This window comes from Bdellovibrio sp. (assembly GCF_047637665.1).
In the GTDB taxonomy this organism is placed as follows: Bacteria; Bdellovibrionota; Bdellovibrionia; order Bdellovibrionales; family Bdellovibrionaceae; genus Bdellovibrio.
This window is the reverse complement of record NZ_JBLJBT010000016.1, coordinates 160,895-179,414: the sequence shown is the minus strand read 5'-3', so window position 1 is coordinate 179,414 and position 18,520 is coordinate 160,895. Positions and strand designations below refer to the sequence as shown.

General features: G+C 43.1%; 21 protein-coding genes. 5 read left to right on the top strand and 16 right to left on the bottom strand.

The features are described 5' to 3' along the window. The first annotated feature begins 12 nt into the window (after positions 1–12). Positions 13–729 carry a class I SAM-dependent methyltransferase gene (locus ACM64D_RS04775; protein ID WP_415062044.1) on the top strand — a complete coding sequence of 239 codons (717 nt, stop codon included), beginning with the start codon at positions 13–15 and terminating at the stop codon, positions 727–729. A gap of 26 nt (positions 730–755) precedes the next feature. Then, entirely contained in the window at positions 756–2,429 is a 1,674-nt protein-coding gene (locus ACM64D_RS04770; RefSeq protein WP_415062043.1) for a glycosyltransferase, read from the top strand. Between the two features lie 139 nt (positions 2,430–2,568). Here ACM64D_RS04770 and ACM64D_RS04765 read toward each other — a convergent pair whose 3' ends face one another. Beyond that, complete coding sequence (locus tag ACM64D_RS04765) at positions 2,569–3,978, bottom strand: glycosyltransferase family 61 protein (protein WP_415062042.1); 1,410 nt, start codon at positions 3,976–3,978, stop codon at positions 2,569–2,571. Positions 3,979–4,402: 424 nt separating this feature from the next. Between ACM64D_RS04765 and ACM64D_RS04760 the strand changes: the two genes are divergently transcribed. Next, positions 4,403–5,095, top strand: coding sequence for a hypothetical protein (locus tag ACM64D_RS04760; RefSeq protein WP_415062041.1), 693 nt, complete (start codon positions 4,403–4,405; stop codon positions 5,093–5,095). Here the strand turns inward: ACM64D_RS04760 and ACM64D_RS04755 are convergent. The 8 genes from ACM64D_RS04755 to ACM64D_RS04720 form a co-directional block, all read right to left on the bottom strand. Next, the gene (locus tag ACM64D_RS04755) at positions 5,092–6,009 is read right to left on the bottom strand and encodes a glycosyltransferase (protein WP_415062040.1); all 918 of its coding nucleotides are present in this window, start codon (positions 6,007–6,009) and stop codon (positions 5,092–5,094) included. The genes ACM64D_RS04760 and ACM64D_RS04755 overlap by 4 nt on opposite strands. A 48-nt stretch (positions 6,010–6,057) precedes the next feature. Then, positions 6,058–7,164, bottom strand: coding sequence for a DegT/DnrJ/EryC1/StrS family aminotransferase (locus ACM64D_RS04750; protein ID WP_415062039.1), 1,107 nt, complete (start codon positions 7,162–7,164; stop codon positions 6,058–6,060). Then, positions 7,164–7,595 carry a sugar 3,4-ketoisomerase gene (locus tag ACM64D_RS04745; RefSeq protein ID WP_415062038.1) on the bottom strand — a complete coding sequence of 144 codons (432 nt, stop codon included), beginning with the start codon at positions 7,593–7,595 and terminating at the stop codon, positions 7,164–7,166. The genes ACM64D_RS04750 and ACM64D_RS04745 overlap by 1 nt, the downstream gene beginning before the upstream one ends. Positions 7,596–7,700: 105 nt before the next feature. Next, positions 7,701–8,576 (bottom strand): dTDP-4-dehydrorhamnose reductase, encoded by an 876-nt coding sequence (gene rfbD, locus ACM64D_RS04740; RefSeq protein ID WP_415062037.1) that lies wholly within the window; start codon positions 8,574–8,576, stop codon positions 7,701–7,703. Then, positions 8,573–9,118: a dTDP-4-dehydrorhamnose 3,5-epimerase gene (gene rfbC, locus ACM64D_RS04735; RefSeq protein WP_415062036.1), complete on the bottom strand. Its 546-nt coding sequence runs from the start codon at positions 9,116–9,118 to the stop codon at positions 8,573–8,575. Before rfbC ends, rfbD begins: the two co-directional genes overlap by 4 nt. Then, a complete protein-coding gene (gene rfbA / locus ACM64D_RS04730; RefSeq protein ID WP_415062035.1) occupies positions 9,118–9,990 on the bottom strand; it encodes a glucose-1-phosphate thymidylyltransferase RfbA in 873 nt (290 codons plus the stop codon). The genes rfbC and rfbA overlap by 1 nt, the downstream gene beginning before the upstream one ends. Further along, the gene (gene rfbB / locus ACM64D_RS04725; protein ID WP_415062034.1) at positions 9,987–11,051 is read right to left on the bottom strand and encodes a dTDP-glucose 4,6-dehydratase; all 1,065 of its coding nucleotides are present in this window, start codon (positions 11,049–11,051) and stop codon (positions 9,987–9,989) included. Before rfbB ends, rfbA begins: the two co-directional genes overlap by 4 nt. Before the next feature lie 166 nt (positions 11,052–11,217). Next, a complete protein-coding gene (locus ACM64D_RS04720) occupies positions 11,218–12,429 on the bottom strand; it encodes an O-antigen ligase family protein (RefSeq protein WP_415062033.1) in 1,212 nt (403 codons plus the stop codon). 299 nt (positions 12,430–12,728) lie between these two features. Between ACM64D_RS04720 and ACM64D_RS04715 the strand changes: the two genes are divergently transcribed. Continuing rightward, positions 12,729–13,004, top strand: a complete 276-nt coding sequence (locus ACM64D_RS04715) for a hypothetical protein (RefSeq protein ID WP_415062032.1) — start codon at positions 12,729–12,731, stop codon at positions 13,002–13,004. Further along, positions 12,994–13,317 carry a helix-turn-helix transcriptional regulator gene (locus ACM64D_RS04710; protein ID WP_415062031.1) on the top strand — a complete coding sequence of 108 codons (324 nt, stop codon included), beginning with the start codon at positions 12,994–12,996 and terminating at the stop codon, positions 13,315–13,317. The genes ACM64D_RS04715 and ACM64D_RS04710 overlap by 11 nt, the downstream gene beginning before the upstream one ends. 15 nt (positions 13,318–13,332) lie before the next feature. Here ACM64D_RS04710 and ACM64D_RS04705 read toward each other — a convergent pair whose 3' ends face one another. The 7 genes from ACM64D_RS04705 to ACM64D_RS04675 all read right to left on the bottom strand — a co-directional run bounded on the left by ACM64D_RS04705 (position 13,333) and on the right by ACM64D_RS04675 (position 18,469). Beyond that, the gene (locus ACM64D_RS04705; RefSeq protein ID WP_415062030.1) at positions 13,333–14,343 is read right to left on the bottom strand and encodes a hypothetical protein; all 1,011 of its coding nucleotides are present in this window, start codon (positions 14,341–14,343) and stop codon (positions 13,333–13,335) included. Positions 14,344–14,352: 9 nt separating this feature from the next. Beyond that, positions 14,353–15,768 (bottom strand): MBOAT family O-acyltransferase, encoded by a 1,416-nt coding sequence (locus ACM64D_RS04700; protein WP_415062029.1) that lies wholly within the window; start codon positions 15,766–15,768, stop codon positions 14,353–14,355. Between the two features lie 109 nt (positions 15,769–15,877). Next, a complete protein-coding gene (locus tag ACM64D_RS04695) occupies positions 15,878–16,924 on the bottom strand; it encodes an NAD-dependent epimerase/dehydratase family protein (protein WP_415062028.1) in 1,047 nt (348 codons plus the stop codon). Between the two features lie 3 nt (positions 16,925–16,927). Next, positions 16,928–17,236: a hypothetical protein gene (locus tag ACM64D_RS04690; RefSeq protein WP_415062027.1), complete on the bottom strand. Its 309-nt coding sequence runs from the start codon at positions 17,234–17,236 to the stop codon at positions 16,928–16,930. Between the two features lie 70 nt (positions 17,237–17,306). Then, complete coding sequence (locus ACM64D_RS04685) at positions 17,307–17,864, bottom strand: coiled-coil domain-containing protein (RefSeq protein ID WP_415062026.1); 558 nt, start codon at positions 17,862–17,864, stop codon at positions 17,307–17,309. 108 nt (positions 17,865–17,972) lie between these two features. Then, positions 17,973–18,182, bottom strand: coding sequence for a BrnA antitoxin family protein (locus ACM64D_RS04680; RefSeq protein WP_415062025.1), 210 nt, complete (start codon positions 18,180–18,182; stop codon positions 17,973–17,975). A 2-nt stretch (positions 18,183–18,184) separates the two neighbouring features. After that, positions 18,185–18,469 carry a BrnT family toxin gene (locus ACM64D_RS04675; protein ID WP_415062024.1) on the bottom strand — a complete coding sequence of 95 codons (285 nt, stop codon included), beginning with the start codon at positions 18,467–18,469 and terminating at the stop codon, positions 18,185–18,187. Between the last annotated feature and the right edge of the window lie 51 nt (positions 18,470–18,520).

Below are 18,520 nucleotides of genomic sequence, written 5' to 3'. Positions count from 1 at the left end.
ATGAACATAAGCATGTACCGCATTTTTTTTGAAATTCAGAAAAAACATTGGTGGTTTGTTACCAAGAAGAAAATTGTTATTGATTTCATCTCACGATTTCTCAAGCTTAAAGCGGACGCAAAGATCCTAGACATCGGCTGCGGAAGTGGGTTGATGCTGAATGCCCTTGAGAATATAGGGCAAACTTTTGGCATGGATATGTCTGACGATGCGATTGCGTTCAGTAAGGAGATCTTTAAGGGCCAAGTTGAAAAAGGATTACTCCCGGACCAGGTCCCCTATCAAACAAGCTTCTTTAATCTCATTACTGCCTTAGACGTTATTGAGCACATTGATCGCGATGTAGACTCTCTAAAGAAAATTCGCAACCTACTTGCTGACGACGGCAAAGCCATCATCACGGTTCCCGCATATATGTTTCTCTGGTCACCATTTGATGAGGTTAACGAGCACAAACGTCGATACACGCTCACTGAGTTACACGAGAAGCTCATCCAATCTGGGTTTACCGTAGAAGACATTTCATATTTTAATACATTACTATTTCCGATCGTCTATATCGTTCGAAAGATAAATAATCTTCTTAAAAGAGATGGTGCATCGGATGTGGACATGCCTAATAAATTTGTAAACTATATCCTTACCAAGATATTTGGACTTGAGCTGTATCTTCTCAGATTTTTTAGATTACCATTTGGGGTTTCCATAATTGCCGTTGTTAAAAAGTAGTTCAAAGAATTCAGGGAGATAATAATATGAGTATGGTATTTGGCGAAGGCATGATCGCAAATCGTTTTAGAGACTACTCATTGCAGACAAAGTATTTAATCTTTGCAGGGAACGTTAATGACTCTTCTATTAAAGATGAAACTATCTTTCAGAAGGAAGAGCACGCCATATCTTCCGCTTTGAAAAACCACCCTGAAAAGACCTTTGTTTACTTTAGTTCTTGTAGCACTCTAGACGCAGACACACTCCACTCTGAGTACACTAAACACAAAATACGGATGGAATCAAAAATCCGAGAAACAGCGAAAAGCTTCCTAATTGTTCGACTCCCTCAGGTGCTAGGCCTATCCGACGCCGACTCAAGTTTGATAAACTATTATGTCAGTGCAATTTCAGAAAAAAGACATTTTGAACTTTGGAGCAATGCCAGAAAAAACTTTATTGATATTGATGACGTTCACGATATTGTTGGGGAACTACTCAAGCGCAACACTTACAATAATAAGATAGTGAACATCGCAAGCTCCCGTCAAACCTCTACTCTTGAAGTCGTGCATATAATTGAGGATTTCCTAGGAGTTTCGGCTAGCTTCACCGAGCTTCCTAAAGGAACTACTTTTGAAATCGACATATCTGAGATCAAATCCATTATCATAGATCTAAAGATCAACTTTGATCGAGACTATATTAAAAAATCACTCACTAAATACTATAGTCATCTAAAGGGTGCACCAAAACTACTTTCAGTAATAGTTCCTACATACAACGAGGAGCATGGAATTGAGGAGTTCTACCGTAGAACAAAGAGCGTTTTAGTCTCATTAGCCCCAAGATTCAGCCATGAAATAATTTTTGTTAATGATTTTAGCACAGATAACACATTAGAAAAAATTAGAGGCCTCGCAAAGTTTGATTCTTCAGTGAAAGTGATAAATTTCTCAAAGAACTTCGGAAATCAAATCGGCATTACTGCTGGGATTGACTTCTCACGAGGCGACATTGCCGTCATTATTGATGATGATCTGCAAGATCCCCCAGAAATAATATTGAATTTAATTTCTAAGTGGGACAAAGGGTACAAGGTCGTATACGGAGTTCGCCCAAAGCGCCAAGGCGTTGGCTTTCTTTTCAAATTAATTGCGAAGATGTACTATCGGACAATAAGCAGCTTAAGTGACACAAAGATCCCCAACGATACTGGCGATTTCCGCTTAATAGATAGGGTCGTTATTGAGGCACTTAAACAAATGAAAGAGGAAAGTCGCTATTACCGAGGCATGGTCGCCTGGGTGGGGTTTTCACAGATTGGCGTAGAATATGAAAGAGATAAACGATACGCAGGAGTTTCGACGTTCTCTCTTAAAAAGTATATAAACTTCGCACTGAATGGCTTGACCTCATTTACCGAGAAGCCTCTATATTTTTCAAGCCTAGCTGGGGTATTCGTCACCTTTATCAGCTTCCTTCTTGCTGTCACATTGATCATAAAGAAGATAGCCGATCCAAGTTTCTCAATACGCGGCTGGACGTCACTCACGGTCATCATTTTGTTTTTTGGAGGAATACAACTGTTATCTATTGGTATTCTCGGTATTTACATAAGCAAAGTATATCGAGAAATAAAAGGGCGACCGCTGTATATAGTGGAAAGCACTGAAAACATAGATTCAGGTGAGCAAACCCTCACTCGATATAATTGAGAAGCCCTGAACATGAAATGGAGATAATATTTCGAGATAGCATCATTTTACACTGGGAGTTGATGGAACAACCTATAAGACAAAACCTAACTTTAATCAGGGGCATCCAAGCCCCTGCCTTCTCTTAATAAAGAGAAGATCAGTTACCCCAAGAGCGAATGGCCCTACGCAACTTCTCAGCGTCCACCTTATAACCGGAATGCATATAGTTTAAATCCGACCCACATTGCTCAAGAGTCATTGTCGGCTCACCAGTCACATGAAGATAGCTCACTCCACATAGGTCAGCCAAATTGGCGTAGATTGAATAATAACGATTTTGATGACCAATCAAGGAAATCAACTTAGCCCCCGGAGACATAAAAATAACATTCGTAAGCGAAGATCCTCCTGGGGAAATAACAACTCTTGCATTCGCCATAATCGAAGCCTGCTCTTTAAGGCTAAAGCGCTCAGGATATACCAAAGTAAAACCCTCTTCCTGAACGACTCTGTGTATCTCAGAAATATTGGCGACATTTCTAAGATTGCCCGATCTGGCCAAAAAAATCTTTTCTTTAGGGCTTTTATTTTCCAAAACCCCCAAGCCTTCCATAAGATTATTTCTAAGGAACTTCACCGATTCGCTATGAAGACCGGCCCCCATCCAAAATGGAACATCCGGATCATCAGGATGAAATGTCACAGGAGAGGGAATATATACTTTATTTAATTTCACCTTGAAGCTGGGATCAATATAGTACAATTTCAAATCAAATCTTTTTACCAAAATATCCAGTGCTTCATACTGTTGATTGGCCAATCCCTTCGGTACAAGGACTGGTATACTTGTCAATCCCATATCAACAAGGCTTTTCAGGCGCGGAAGATACTCAATCATCCAATGAAAATAGTTGGTAGGGCATCTTGAAAAAAACAAAACCGCCTGATTCAGTTCATATGCCTTGTTGTACTTAAAGGAGCCAATTACAGAATCTCCCGCTCTAAAAATTTTGTCATGAAGACCTGCAATAAACTTTCGCTTTAATGGATTCGCTGATTCCTCATATACAATCAAACTCCCATTCTTAACCACCTGGCCCCCGGAATAAGCACTCACTCCTTCAATCACCAACAGTTCAACAGGAGGCAGACGCAAAGTTCGCTCTTCACGTGGGGCATGATCTTCAAATATTTCCGGGTCTTTAAAAGAATATGTACTCTCACCACTGACCATCATCCTAAGGGAGTCACCCTCACCTAGCGAAACGCCCAAAACGCCTTCACCGAACTCTCCGTTGTCGAAAAAAGCCTTGGGAAGTTCCAAAGTTAATCCCCTCAACGAAAGCCCACCCATCATTAGGTATATCAATTTATTCTTTTTATTTTCAGTACTGAATCGCAGTAGAGTTCCACTTGGATCCGGCGTACCCCTCAAATATACGTAAAACTTTTCGCAAAAACTGGCGTCATTAAAGTGTGAAGAGTGAATCCGCGAATGCCTTTCTGCAATAAGGTAAAAATTATTCGCTATTACTTCTTTATCTTCAGTTTTTTTTATTTCTCGCACTAAGAACTCAGATGACCACATTATCTGCAAAATCTCGTTTATAGCTTTATTTTGCGACTCGTAGCCTCGCGACTTAATGATCCAAAATAGATCCATTCTCAAAGATCGATTTCCGCTCAAATAATCATATATCAAGCTGAATGTCCGCGTCGGGTTCCCACGAAGCCTAACGATTACGTCCAAAATGGCGTTGACAGAAATAAGAACTATAACGTCAACTCTCTTAAAGAATGAATGAACCTTATTAAAAAAAGACATATCGGAGTAACAAAACCTCTTTGCGTAACAAATGGACAACCACTCATTGCATCAATGAACTACAAAAATCTTTAAATTTACTGCATAGAGAGTACCATAAGGAAAATATGCAACATAGATTAATTTTCACTCATTTTATTGGACACAAAGCTGGATTACTATTCCCATGAATATAACGAAGGAAAATGAAATACATCCCTCTGTCATAATTGATGGTGACGTAGTACTTGGTAAAAACAATAGGATTCTCCCCTACACTATCCTCCGAGGACCTTTGAGTATTGGAGACAATAATATTATAGGTCCTCACTGTGCCATTGGAACACCGGGGGCTGATACACGAAACCCAAGATACAATGATGCATCATGCAAGATTCAAATCGGCAATAACAACATAATTCGCGAGTTCTCCTCGATTCAAAAGCCTTGTTATGAGGATCTTACAATTATCAAAAACGACGTCCACATAATGCCTGGAGTCACGATTCAGCACGACTCTATTCTCGAGGATCAAGTAACCCTTACTGCTGGAGTCACTCTCGCTGGACTCACTAGAATTCTGAAAGGCTCTTACTTAGGAATGGGAGCGACCGTTTCCCAGAGAAACGTGATTGGCCAGTACTCCATTGTTGCCATGGGTGCTCCAGCAATCAAGGGAGTTAAGCCTTTTAGCCGCTACATTCCAGGACAACCGCTGAGTGTTAACACCTATGCCATCGATAAATATGGGTTTACGGGGCAATCAAAAGAGATCGAACAATATGTGATAAATAATCTTAGACCAACCTCGACAAAACTCGTCGAGATTATCTCCATTTACGAAAATCTCTTAAAAGAAAGAAATCCAAGAGAATATTAGATTCTATTCTTAAATTTAAAGAAATATAGAAACATCCCGAATAAGTTTACCAACTTTGCTAGAAACAGATAACCTCCACAGGTTAGATATCTCTTGCTAAGGAATGCAATTTTACACTTCAACAGCAGAACCTCTGAAAGTAGAAAGTAGTGATATGCACCAACAAAAAGATCCAGTGCTTTTTCACCGGCAATTTTCTGCGAATTTAGATTTCTGAGTCGTTTCGAAACATCTTTTGTCAGCGATGTGTTCGTATCATGTATGCGATAATAGGCAACCTTGAGATCGGAAAACATTAAGACATTCGCAGCAACCAGCCTTAAATACATACTCCAATCTTCAACGACCAACTCCTCGTCATACCTTCCCACAACATTCTGATAGTTACGAGAGAACACCCCCGCTGGTCCACAGATAGCCCAACTGGAAATAATAGCCCTTTTTATATCCTCTTTATACACAACTGAATCTTTGCCAAGCCTTTCCATCTGGCTTTGCGCAATGATCTGACCTTGTTCATTTATAACAGAGACATCTCCAACAATGCCTAACATCTGCGGGTTCGCCTGTAACTGCGAAATCATTTCCCCCGTAGATCCCTTCACCACCATATCATCACTAGCGACAATGCGGACATACTTACCACGGGATGTTTCAAGCAGCTGATTAAAGGTTGCAGAAACCCCTCTATTCTCTCGACTTACTAACCTAACCTCACCTACATCTTGCGAGTCCATCCATTGTTGAATAACCTTTACCGATGAATCCACAGACCCATCGTCAACAATTACAATTTCTCGATTATCAATGCCATCTGCGAGAATACTATTTAAGCAATCAATGATGTAGTTTTCATGGTTGTAGGATGCAACCAAATATGAGATGAGAACTTCTCTCTCGCTATCCTTTGTCACACACTGCCCCAATTCACTGTCTTCCGACTACTCAATGAAGTTTCAAAACTAAGTCTTAAAGAAATTTACCACTTCCGAGATCACCAACTTCCACATCTCGGTTGTCATATGCGGCCCAATAGGCAGAGAAAGAACTCCAGTGGCATCATAAGCCTCTTTCTCCACGAAAGAGCCTTTCGCTTCGTAGGCTTCCTGCTTAGCCGGAGCAATAGGATAATGCACCAACGTAGTAATACCCTTTTCAGCGAGATACTTTCTAAGCTCGTCACGTCTTGATGTTTGAACAACAAAAAGATGCCAAGACGAACTCGCACTCTCAGAATCCTGAGCAGGAAGTGTTAGATCAAGCCCGGCCAAACCTTCAAAATATTGCTTAGCAATTACTTTTCTTTTTTGATTCCAATTCTCAAGATGACGAAGTTTCGTCCTTAAAAAAGCAGCCTGAAGCTCATCAAGTCTAAAGTTATGTCCTTGATACTTATGAACATACTTCTCAGGAGATCCATAGTTCCGAAGATGACATACCTTTTCAAATATCTTTGGGTCATTCGTCGTTATTGCCCCTGCATCCCCGTAGGCACCAAGATTTTTTCCAGGATAAAAACTAAACCCCGCAGCATGTCCGAGATTCCCAGCTCTTTTTCCCTTAAAAGTAGCTCCCTGAGCCTGCGCTGCATCCTCAATAACGATAAGATTATGTTCAGAGGCGATCTTCATAATCTTGTCCATCTCACAAGGAGCACCATATAGATGAACCGGCATGATCACTTTCGTCTTCGCAGTAATGGCCGAAGAGATTTTTTCTGGATCAATATTATAAGTCCCCGGTGCTGGTGCTACAGATACCGGAGTCGCTCCAACCGCCGTTACAGCCAACCAAGTCGCAATAAAGGTATTTGATGGAACAATGACTTCATCACCCTCACCCACACCATAGGCTCGCAGTAAGAGCACTAGTGCATCTAGCCCATTAGATACTCCAGCGCAGTAGGATGTTCCACAATACTGAGCAAATTCCTTTTCGAAAGACTCCACCTCTTTACCCAAGATGTAATGTCCGCTGTTCATCACACGGAAGTAAGCCTCATCAATTTCAGTTTTTAATTCTTTGTAAGTGGCACCAAGGTCAAGAAATGGAACTAACATATAACTCATTAATCCTTATTTGAAACAAAGGAGAGGAACTCAGAATAATTGCGAATATAATCACTTTCATCAAACACTTGGTCAGCAAGAACCAACAAGACACAATCAGGCGTAAAATCATACATCTCCCGCCAGATGTGTCCTTCAATCAAGAGACCGCGATCTGGAGAGTTTAGCTCAACGACAGCTTTATCAGAGCCATTATCCAGCAAAAACTTACAAGAGCCGCTGACCGCGATCGCCACCTGCTTCAGATTCTTGTGAGCATGAAAGCCCCTTCTGACGCAGTCTGTATTCCCATAGATATAATAAATTCTGCGGATTTCAAAAGGGAGACTTCTTGCTCCTTCAATAGCAACCAGAGAACCTCTATGATCCCCAAATTTTCGAAATTCTATAAAATGTGGCGTTATCACGCGACCCCTATCAATTGCTAACATACACAAACCCTAAAATATCAACCTCTCAACTTGTATTTGCATCAAATTATTCGTCGCATATACAAGATTTTTGCGGACCAATGAGGTCAAGTAACTTTCAAATCATCAGTCGATATCATCAATCACCATCCTCAAAGATTCCTGCCAATGGGGCAGCTTAATTCCAAACTGCGCCTCAATCTTTCGACTCTCCATAAGTGAATTCCTAGGGCGTCGTGCTGGACTCGGATACTCATCAGAACGAATTTTAACCAAATCTTTAACTTTCAAAACAGTTGACGGTTTTATCTTTCGAACTTCACCGAAAATCTCTTCAGCAAAACCGCTCCATGACGTGCTTCCTTGGGGAGTCATATGATAGACTCCTGTCTTGTCTCCAAAATCTAGATCACTGATCACTCGCGCCGTCGCATCAGAAACATGACGACACCAAGTCGGGGCCCCGACCTGATCACTTACAATTCGAAGTTCTTCTTTTTCCTGACCAAGGCGAAGCATCGTCTTAAAAAAGTTCTTACCTCTTTTACCGTACAACCACGTCACCCTAATGATGATCGACTCCCCACCGACGTCCTGAATGTATTTCTCACCCAAAAGCTTACTTCTCCCGTAAGCATTCAACGGAGCTGGAGCGTCCACTTCTGTATAAGCCCCATCTTTACTGCCATCAAAAACATAATCAGTGGAATAGTGCACAAGCTTCGCACGACATACTTTGGCCTCTTCAGCCAGAACTCCCACGGAAACACCATTTATTTGACTAGCAATATTCTCCTCTGTTTCGGCCTTATCTACGTCAGTATAAGCTGCCGCATTCACTATATGGGTAGGTTGATAATCACGGATAGCCTGAGAAATGGCTTTCCCATCCAAAAAATTCACATCTTGGCTACCGAGGGATTTTACCATCCCTAAGACAGAGCAGGACCTCTGAAGTTCCCACCCAACCTGTCCTTGCTTTCCAAAGATCAAAATCCTCACGGGTAGACCTCTGCCCGAACAAAAGGAACGCCTAACTTATCTTTCTCGGATAAAATGGGCTCACCACTTAAGCGCCAATCAATATTTAAAGTTGGATCATTCCACAAAATACATCGTTCATGTTCTGGCGCATAAAAGTCAGTTGTCTTATACAAAAACTCTGCCTGCTCAGATAAGACAACAAACCCATGAGCAAACCCAGGTGGAATCCACACCTGTTTGTTATTTTCAGAACTTAACAAAACACCGAACCACTTCCCAAAGGTTGGGGACGACTTGCGCAAATCCAACACAACATCAAACACTTCCCCTCTCACAACACGGACAAGCTTCCCTTGGGCATTCTTTATCTGATAATGAAGTCCTCGCAACACTCCACGGCCGGACATGGAGTGATTATCCTGAACAAATCTCCAGTCAGCCTTGGTCAACTCATTGAACTTTTTCTGATTAAAGCTCTCATAAAAAAAACCCCGACTATCGCCATACACAATAGGCTCAATGACAAGACAGTCTTCAAGTGGTGTTTTCTCGACTCTCATTATAATCCTTCATTAGCCAATTGAATCAGATATTGACCGTAGCGATTTTTCTTTAAAGGCTCCGCAAGCTCAATCAACTGTTTTGAATCAATATAACCCATTCTATAGGAAACTTCTTCTGGAGAAGCCACTTTGACTCCCTGACGATGCTCAATTGTTTGAATAAACAAGCTTGCCTCAAGAAGACTCTCATGGGTTCCAGTGTCCAACCAGGCATACCCACGCCCCATGGTGTGCACGTTGAGGAGACCTTTTTCGAGGTAAATTCTATTCAAATCGGTAATTTCAAGCTCGCCTCTTTTAGACGGCTTTAAAGCCTTAGCAAACTCAACAACTTGCTTGTCATAAAAATATAGCCCTGTAACAGCAAAATGTGATTTAGGAACTGCTGGTTTTTCCTCAATGGACTTCGCTTTTCCTTGAGAATCAAACTCAACAACACCATATCTCTCCGGATCATGGACCTTATAAGCAAATACACTCGCACCACTCTTCAAATGAGCGGCTTCCTGCAAAAGCTTGCTAAAACCCTGACCGTAGTAGATATTATCTCCAAGAATTAGAGCGCACTCTTCCCCATTGATAAAACTCTCTCCAATGATAAAAGCCTGCGCCAACCCATCTGGAGACGGTTGCACGGCGTAGGAAATCCGAACACCCCACTGATTTCCATTTCCCAAAAGCTGTTCAAAGCGCGGCGTATCTTGCGGCGTAGAAATCACCAAAATGTCTTTAATTCCTGACAACATCAACGTCGTCAGTGGGTAATAGATCATTGGCTTATCGTAGATAGGCAGCAGTTGCTTACTAACAACAGTTGTTGCGGGATAAAGCCGAGTGCCAGATCCACCGGCTAGAATGATACCCTTCATTTTCTTACTCCGTAGTTTTTATCAACCCACTCCCGATAATGACCGGAAACAATGCCTTGGACCCAATCCTCATTTTGAAGGTACCATTGAATGGTTTTTTCTAAACCACTCTCGAAATTTTCCTTGGGCTTCCATCCCAATTCTTTTTCAATTTTAGTTGCATCAATTGCATACCGTTTGTCATGTCCAGGGCGATCCGCCACGAACACTTTTTGCTCTAGATAGCTCTTACCATCAGCTCGAGATTTAAGACGATCCAAAGTTTTACAAATCGTATCAACCACCTCAATATTCTTCTTCTCGTTCCAGCCGCCAACATTATAAGTTTCACCCAAGCGACCCTTTTCCAACACGAGCTGAATCGCCTCGCAGTGATCAACGACATATAACCAATCGCGAATATTACTTCCATCACCATAAATCGGAAGATTTTTACCACTGAGAGCATTATGAATAACCAAGGGGATTAGCTTTTCCGGAAACTGATATGGACCATAATTGTTTGAGCAGTTCGTCGTCAAAACAGGCAACCCATAGGTATGATGATAAGCTCTTACTAAATGATCACTCGCCGCCTTTGACGCAGAATATGGGCTGTTCGGAGCATATGAAGTTGTCTCTTTAAATGCCTCATCGTGCATCTCAAGACTTCCAAAAACCTCATCCGTAGAAACGTGAAGAAATCTAAAATCTTTCTTTTCCTTTTCAGGCAAACTACTCCAGTATTCACGAGTTGCCTGTAGCAGATTGAAGGTGCCAACAATATTTGTCTGAATAAACTCGCCAGGTCCATGGATAGATCTATCGACATGGCTTTCTGCCGCGAAATTTAAAATCGCACGAGGCTTATATTGTGCAAACAGGTGTGAAATCTCTTTTTGATCACCAATATCTACCTTTGCAAACTGATAGTTAGGATGCCCCTGAACAGATTTAAGACTTTCGAGATTTCCGGCATATGTAAGCTTGTCGATATTTAAAACGGGTTCGTTTTTATTCTTCACCCAGTTAAGAATAAAATTAGCTCCGATAAAGCCAGCGCCACCTGTGACAAAAATCATAGGAAGATCCCTTCAAACCTCAAAAAACCGAACTGAGGATTTGTGAAATAAAGTTTAACCCAAATCAATTACGACAATGGGAGACGAAAGTAAATCACACATAATATCATCGCGATAGCTGATAACTACGCGCACCAAAATAATTTGAAGCAAACAAAATCAGATTTTATTGATTAAGCTTCCTCAATGCAAGGAACGGAAAGAGCGAAATCATCTCATAACTCCCAAACGAGGAGTAAAAAACAAATATCACAAAATGCGTTGCTAAAATACAACACAACAAAGAACTCGTCTTATCACGCAGCCGTATTGCATCTCTAAGGCTTTTAAAAAAAATCCCCGCCAAGAAAAACCAAAAAAACAGAAAAAACAACACACCCATCTGCACGAGTATCCCGAAATAGCTTGAATGCTGATCGCGGAAGCTGAATTCAACTTTTGTATACTTTTCTTTATACTCAGACCCCTTAACGTCCAAGAAGGCTCGCAACGGCGCCTCGACGCTTTCAAACCCAGTTCCGAACCATGGCTGCTCACGGTAGAAATCCATAGCTACCTTCCACATGTGCAAACGCCCTGCGTTGGACGGATCGCCTGAGGTAATTTGTCCCGTTTGATCAGTTTTAATCGAACCAATAGAAGAGGTACGATCCCTCAACCCAGAATTCGAAAATACTAACAAAAGGACCAAAGCAAATAGACCGAAATAGTATTTCAACAATCTTCTGTCTGAAAAACAGTACAACGTAAACCCCACCCCAAACGCCAACCACGGGGCGCGGGTGTTTGATAAAATCAGACAAACAAACCCGAGAGCAAACAACGCCAACACGACGACTTTTTCGTAAGTCTTTTGAAGTTTTTGAGACCCGTAAACCCCGAAAAGGGCCAAGGTCGTTACCGCCAAAAAGACTCCCCAGCGGCCAATGTCCCAGAAGCTGTCAACCCGCACGGCACTGCTAAAGACTCCGCCGTGAACGGTGATAAACGTGTACAGGGATTTTCCGCATGCGATGATGAAACCTAAAGCCAGGGCGACAAATCCAAGCCTCCAGTCCTTTGGGCGGCGAGATACGAGGTAAGCCGGAATCACCAGCAAAGGCCACGGCCAACTGTAAACCACCTTCAAACTGCTCGCTACGCCCCCCAAAGAAAACAGATTGCAGAGGATTGCTAGGGGGTACAAAGTCACAGCTCCGACCAAAAACTTCTGCTTTCCAAAGTCCTTCCAATCAACATAGAAAGCCGAAAGCAAAATCAACAAGACACCAAAAATACTTAAACCACTTTTTGAAGTATAAACAGACACACAAAATAGAAAGAGAACAATCTTCCAAAAAGACTCTACGTACTTGTTCTTAATAGTGATTTCGCGCATCCCCGGACGATACTATAAAACCCCAAAAGGTGCCTGGTGATTTTTTCAGTCTACGGCGCGTTATTCCTACTCATGTTCACAAAACCATCTCCGAACTAATGCGCCGCGCTTCAAAAAGGTACGGCGTACCCCTAATGTCCGTTAATCAACTTTGCTTCCTGATTTGAGGAAAGCTGTCCGCCTACAAACTGGCCCACAAAGTGCTTCCATAAAAATTTATAAGAGAGGATGTCACATGCCCACCCTATTCCTTTTTTCAAAGCCCCTTGTGAAGTATGCCTTTTTGGAGTACTCTATCGATGGATAAGGTCATCTTTGATAAAATCCAAAAACACCTTAAAAAGGTACCCGCCTATGTGGTGGACAAATTGGTCGCGTGGGCGATGTCCGTGGAAATGAAGGGACTTCGTGAGGTCAGGAAGATCCCGGGCTATCATGACGAGCCTTTAAAAGGCCAAAGACAAGGGCAACGCTCGATAAGGCTTTCCAAAAGCTACCGAGCTATCTACATCGAAGAGGACGACGGAACAATAAACTTAGTCATCCTTGAAGAGGTTAACAAACATGAGTACTAAAACGAAAAAAGTGGGCCTTGCAGAAATTGAAAAACAGTTTGGTCCTCTGACATTTGGAAGACTTTTAAAGTCCCATCGCCTCGGCGAAGAGCTAACTCAAGTTGAAATGGCAAAACATCTCAAGATGTCCAAACAAAGTCTTAATGATCTGGAGCACGGTCGCAAAATCCCTTCAATTCGTCGAGCTGTCGAAATTGCAAAAAAGATGGGCGTGATGGAAGAGCTCGTTGTGCAACTCATTCTTCAAGATCACGTTACCAGAGAAAAGCTAAGTTTTACCGTCAGCGTAAGCAAGGGACAAAAAGCATCGTAGATACTGCGCCGCACTTCAAAAAGGTACGGCGTACCCCTTAAGCATTGCCATGGAGCCGCGGCAGGTGAAGTGAACGCCGTCATCCCATAAAGCTGGGGAACCGTCGTCTCCGGGAAGACCTGCAAAATAGTTAAGCACTCGCACGCCCCGACTCGACAGGGTCTCGATTTTGGAAATCCAGTCTAGATGGCGTTGATAGATGTCCGCATGCTCCGCTTTTAGTCTTTTCAAAAATGTTGGATGGTAAGGCGTGATGACCACGATGACTTCAATTCCCTTGGCCGCCAGGGTCGACATCTCTTGAATAAACTGTTCTTGAGCCTTCAGGCTTTGCGATGGAGGCAACACGCGAGCAGCGTAATTCTGATAAAGAAGTTCAACCTCTTTTGCGAGACTCTCTGGAGTCTCCTTCCCCTTAAACTCGGAACTTTCGCAAAGTTTATAATCTATCGTCGAGCCTGCGCCCTGATTCAACTGGGTTTCTTCAGCATTATTCAAAAAGTATAAAGAGGCTTCCAAGGTGTTGTGATCAATCAGACTTTGCAACTCACGAAGCCATTGTCTAAAGCTCAGCGCAGAAGACTCCTCGCCCACATAACGACGAAGTGCTGGGGTGTTCTTCAGCTTGGCATCCGTAGTCTCACTAATAAGCTCGAAATAATCAGCAAACCAAATCACCTTCCGCAGTTTGGTATTTTCTTGAGCAATCTTTAAAAACGTCAATTTGCTCGATAACTCAGACCCCGCCGCAGACAAGTTCAAGGTCTTCATTCCCGTCGCAGACTCAATCCACAATGGAGGAGTTGTTTCTCCGCGTGAAGAACCTAAAATCACCACCTCTGTTTCGGGGAAGGCGTGAATTCTTTGCGCCACTCGATAGTAGCTATTGAGAGTTCTTCTTTGTGGATCAATCGTTTCGCAGCGATAATAACACTGTGAATCCACCACAAAATTAAATCCGGCGATCGCCGCCATGAAAACCAAAATACTTCCAGTCAAAATTCCGAGGGCTTTAATCGCATTCATCTTTCGTCCTTAAAACTGGAAGTATAAAAAGGGCGACTCTTCGCCCATGTACGACAAACAAATCACAAACAAAAAGGCCAACAAGATCGCGTTCGCCCAGCTTGGCTTAAATTCTCGCTCCCAAGTGTTTTTGCAAGCCAAAGCCACAGCAAGCCCCACGACCAACGCCGCGAAAAAACGATCTTTATGCTTTAACGGAATCAAAATAACATCCCATGAGATATTCCCATTAAGCAGAAATATCTTATTTAACCACAAAGAGGCTGTCGCAAAGTCTGGAGAACGGAAAAAGATCCACGCAATACAAACCACAAAAAAAGTCAGCGCCCATTTGAGGTATTTAAACTTGAACAGATCCCATTCGCGATCTTTGAAAAACCGCTCCAGCGCCAGGACTGAACCATGCAAAACTCCCCAAGCCACGTACGTCCAACTCGCCCCGTGCCACAGTCCACCGATCGCCATCGTCAGAAGAAGATTTCGGTAAGTTTTAAGTTTGCCCTGCCTATTTCCTCCAAGGGAAATATAAAGATAATCGCGAAGCCACGACGACAGCGTCATATGCCAGCGCTGCCAAAACTCCGTGATGGAGAAAGACTTATACGGAGAATTGAAATTCGCAGGGAATTTGATGTTCATCATAAGCCCTAAGCCCACGGCCATGTCCGAATAACCGCTGAAGTCGAAGTACAATTGCGTGGTATAACCCAACATCGCGAGCCACGCCTCGGCATTTGAAAGGGCGGCGATGTTCCCGACCAGAGGATCTACCACCACCGCGATCCGATCGGCGATCAACATCTTTTTGGCGAGACCAAACACGAAGAAGTAAAAACCTCTCCAAAAGTTCTCGGCATGAAAGAAGTACGTATTCGAGCTTTCAAGCTGCGGCACAATTTGATTGTGTCGCACCAAGGGACCGGAGATCTGGTGCGGAAAAAGTGTTACATAGCCGGCAAACTCTAATAAATGCGCATGCGCATCGGACACCCTTCGGTATACATCGATCACATAGGACATCGATTGGAAGGTATAAAAAGAAATTCCGATTGGAAGTACCAGTTGCAGAGCTGGTAAAATACTTCCCTGTCCTCCGCCAACATGAAAAAGACCGTTCAGTGAGTCCGCAAAAAAATTGTAGTATTTAAAGAACCCCAATACAGAAAGATTCGCCACCACCGAAATCAGCAGCAGCGCCTTCCGCATCTTTTGCGTCTTGGCGTAGTAAATGGCTTTGGCGATATAGAAATCCAGCACCACTGTGAACAATAAAAGAAATACGTAAACCGTGCTCCAATAGGCGTAGAAAAACACGCTGGACAGAAACAAAAACCACAACTGCAAGTTCTTCTTACTAATTAAGTAATAGCCAAGCAAAGTCAGGGGCAAAAACAGGAACAAAAACGGATACGAATTAAAGAGCATCCTCATTGAATAAAGGACCCCAAATCAAAAAGCAAAAGGTGCCTGGTGACTTTTTCAGTCTACGGCGCGTTAAAAAGCAGGTCTCAAGGATTTTTCGCTGCACCGCACTTCAAAAAGGTACGGCGTACCTTGGGTGACCGGAGTAGTAGTTGCGATACCAGTCGGCGGTTTGTTGGAGGGATTGGGCAAGGTCCCAACGAGGAGCCCATCCTAAATCTTGGCGTGCCAAAGCACTGCTAAGCTGACTGTGCAATGAGAGGCTTCCTTTGATAGCATCATCCGACGTAACAGAGCCTCCAGCGGCCCATGCCTGACGGAACTCCTTAATAACTTCGCCGACACTTTCGTATTCGCTCGCACCAAGGTTGTATGTTGGCGCAAGTTTCGGCCCCTTCACGTAAAGCTTTTCAGCCAACATCAAAATTCCGGCCACTTGATCAAAAACATGAATCCAAGGTCTGACAGAGTTTGGATTTCGCAACGTGAATACTTTGTTATTCACAAAACTCAGCACGGCCTCAGGAATCAACGAGCCCTCCGCAAAGTCCCCGCCACCGATTCCCGCTCCGATGCGGGCTGTGGCTATTGCCACCTTATGCTTGTTATATTTTTCTGGATTAAAAAACGTTTGCCGATAGGCCAAGGCCACAAATTCCGAGCAAAGTTTTGCCGTCGGAAGAATATCTTGAGCATTCACCGGATCGTTTTCCTGAAGTGGGTGATTGCCAGAACTGCGTGCATAGACCTTATCGGAACTCAAAACGACAACCGAACGAATTGAGGCCGTCTCGCGCAAAAGCTCCATCAAAAGATTCGTACCAAGCACGGATTTCGAAAAAATGTCGAGAGAGTTTTTTTCTGCCTCTTTAAGAAGACCACTTTCGCCCAAATGAATGACGACGTCAGCTTGAGCAAACTGCAATGCCTGACGAAACGTTTCTTCATTGCGAAGATCTCCGTATGTCATTGAAATACTCTGTGCCAGATTGGCAAGATCAAAAAGGTTCGGCTGAGTCGTGGCACTTTCGCCAAAACCAAAGACCTGAGCTCCCAGATGCTGCAACGAAAGCGCGATCCAAGAACCAAGAAAACTTGTCGGAGAGGTTAAAAAAACTCTTTTCCCATTCCAAAAAGAAAAATCTGGGAAGGAAGTCACGGCCTATCCCAAAAGACCTTGTTCAACACCCAAACCACGATGCTCTGGATGCACCCAATGAGCCAAGACAAGATCTCCAAGCTTCCAATAAAAACCAATTGGATCGGCTTCATAGATCGCCACTCGAAGCTCTCCCTTACCCTCCGTCGATTTCATTTTCAGAAGCGTTTGCGCCAGGGATTCCTGATTCAATTTCCCACTACTTGCTGAGGGAGTGCAGTGCTCTTCATAAAGTCGCGCTAACAACGAAAGCTCGACCAAGTTATAAAGGGATTCACGAATAAAATATTTATCAGATTGGAGTGACTTCATCAGTTAAGCGTAAGATTTCCATCACAATAGGTCATCCAGGATATTACTTCAACGCGGGGCCTTATTGGGATTATTTGATCCATGCCAGAACCGCAATGGTGATCGAGGTACTGGCCGCGAACATGGCCCCCATTCGCAAGGTCAGTCGATGTTCGAGGCTTACCAACTTTGCATCAAAAGCCGCCATTTCCATGCGAATGCTAGTGATCTCCCTTTGCATCTCACTGCGGAGAGCGACCAGGCCTCCTTGCAGCTCAGCTCGGATACTAGCGAATCCTTTTTCCATATCAGCTCGGACACTAGCCAATCCTTTTTCCATATCGGCGCGAACGCTAGCTAATCCTTTATCCATATCAGTACGGAGGACAGCAAGACCTTCTTGTAGCTCTGCGCGGACACTGGTTAACCCTTTGTCCATATCAGTACGAACTTCGGCAAAACCCTTGGCCATCTCTAAGCGCAGCTCAGCAAACTCTTTTTGAGTTTCAGCCTTCAAAAGACCGATATCTTGTTTTGTTGCTACGCCGTCCACAACCATCTCCGCGATGACATTAACTTGGGCCTCGGCTTGATCTCGAGCCATACCCGCTGCCTCTAGCTTTTTAGTATACAATAATGTGTCAAACATCTCCATCCTCCCTTTGTCAAAATACCTTGTTACGAGGATGCAAAATCCATCAACACCTCAAAGAGGTCTCATTTTGGGGCACACGACTTATTTATATCGGAGACCGGACTACTTCCAAGAGAGGTCTGGTTGAAGTTTTTGACGAACGCAATCCTTAAGATAAAGATTTATCAGAGTTTGATAAGGAATTTCCGTCGACTCGGCCAATTTCTGAAAATACTCAATCACATCTTCATCCAAACGAATGGTCGTTCGGATTTTTAGTTTATTTACGTAGGGATTCTTTTTACCTTTAGTAAAGTCGTATTCTTTTCTCATTGCTACCTCCTGTAATACTGATTTACTTCATCTCTACTTGCGAGCCTTGCCGAGACAATCCGAATCGTCTCGGCACTCTCCCAGTAAATATGAACGACAACCAAAACACGCGCCACGCTGCCTCGACCTAAAAGTATAAATCGCTCTTCTCCAAGAGAATGTAAAACATCTCTAATCAATAGGGCGCGTTCGTCATAAAACACACCAGAAGCCTCCTCAAAAGAGACTCCATGTTTCTTTTTGTTTGATACGGCCTTACGCAGATCCCACACAAACTCAATTTTCATGGTAACATCCTAATCTCCACTTGTACATACATGATGTGCACATGTGTAAAA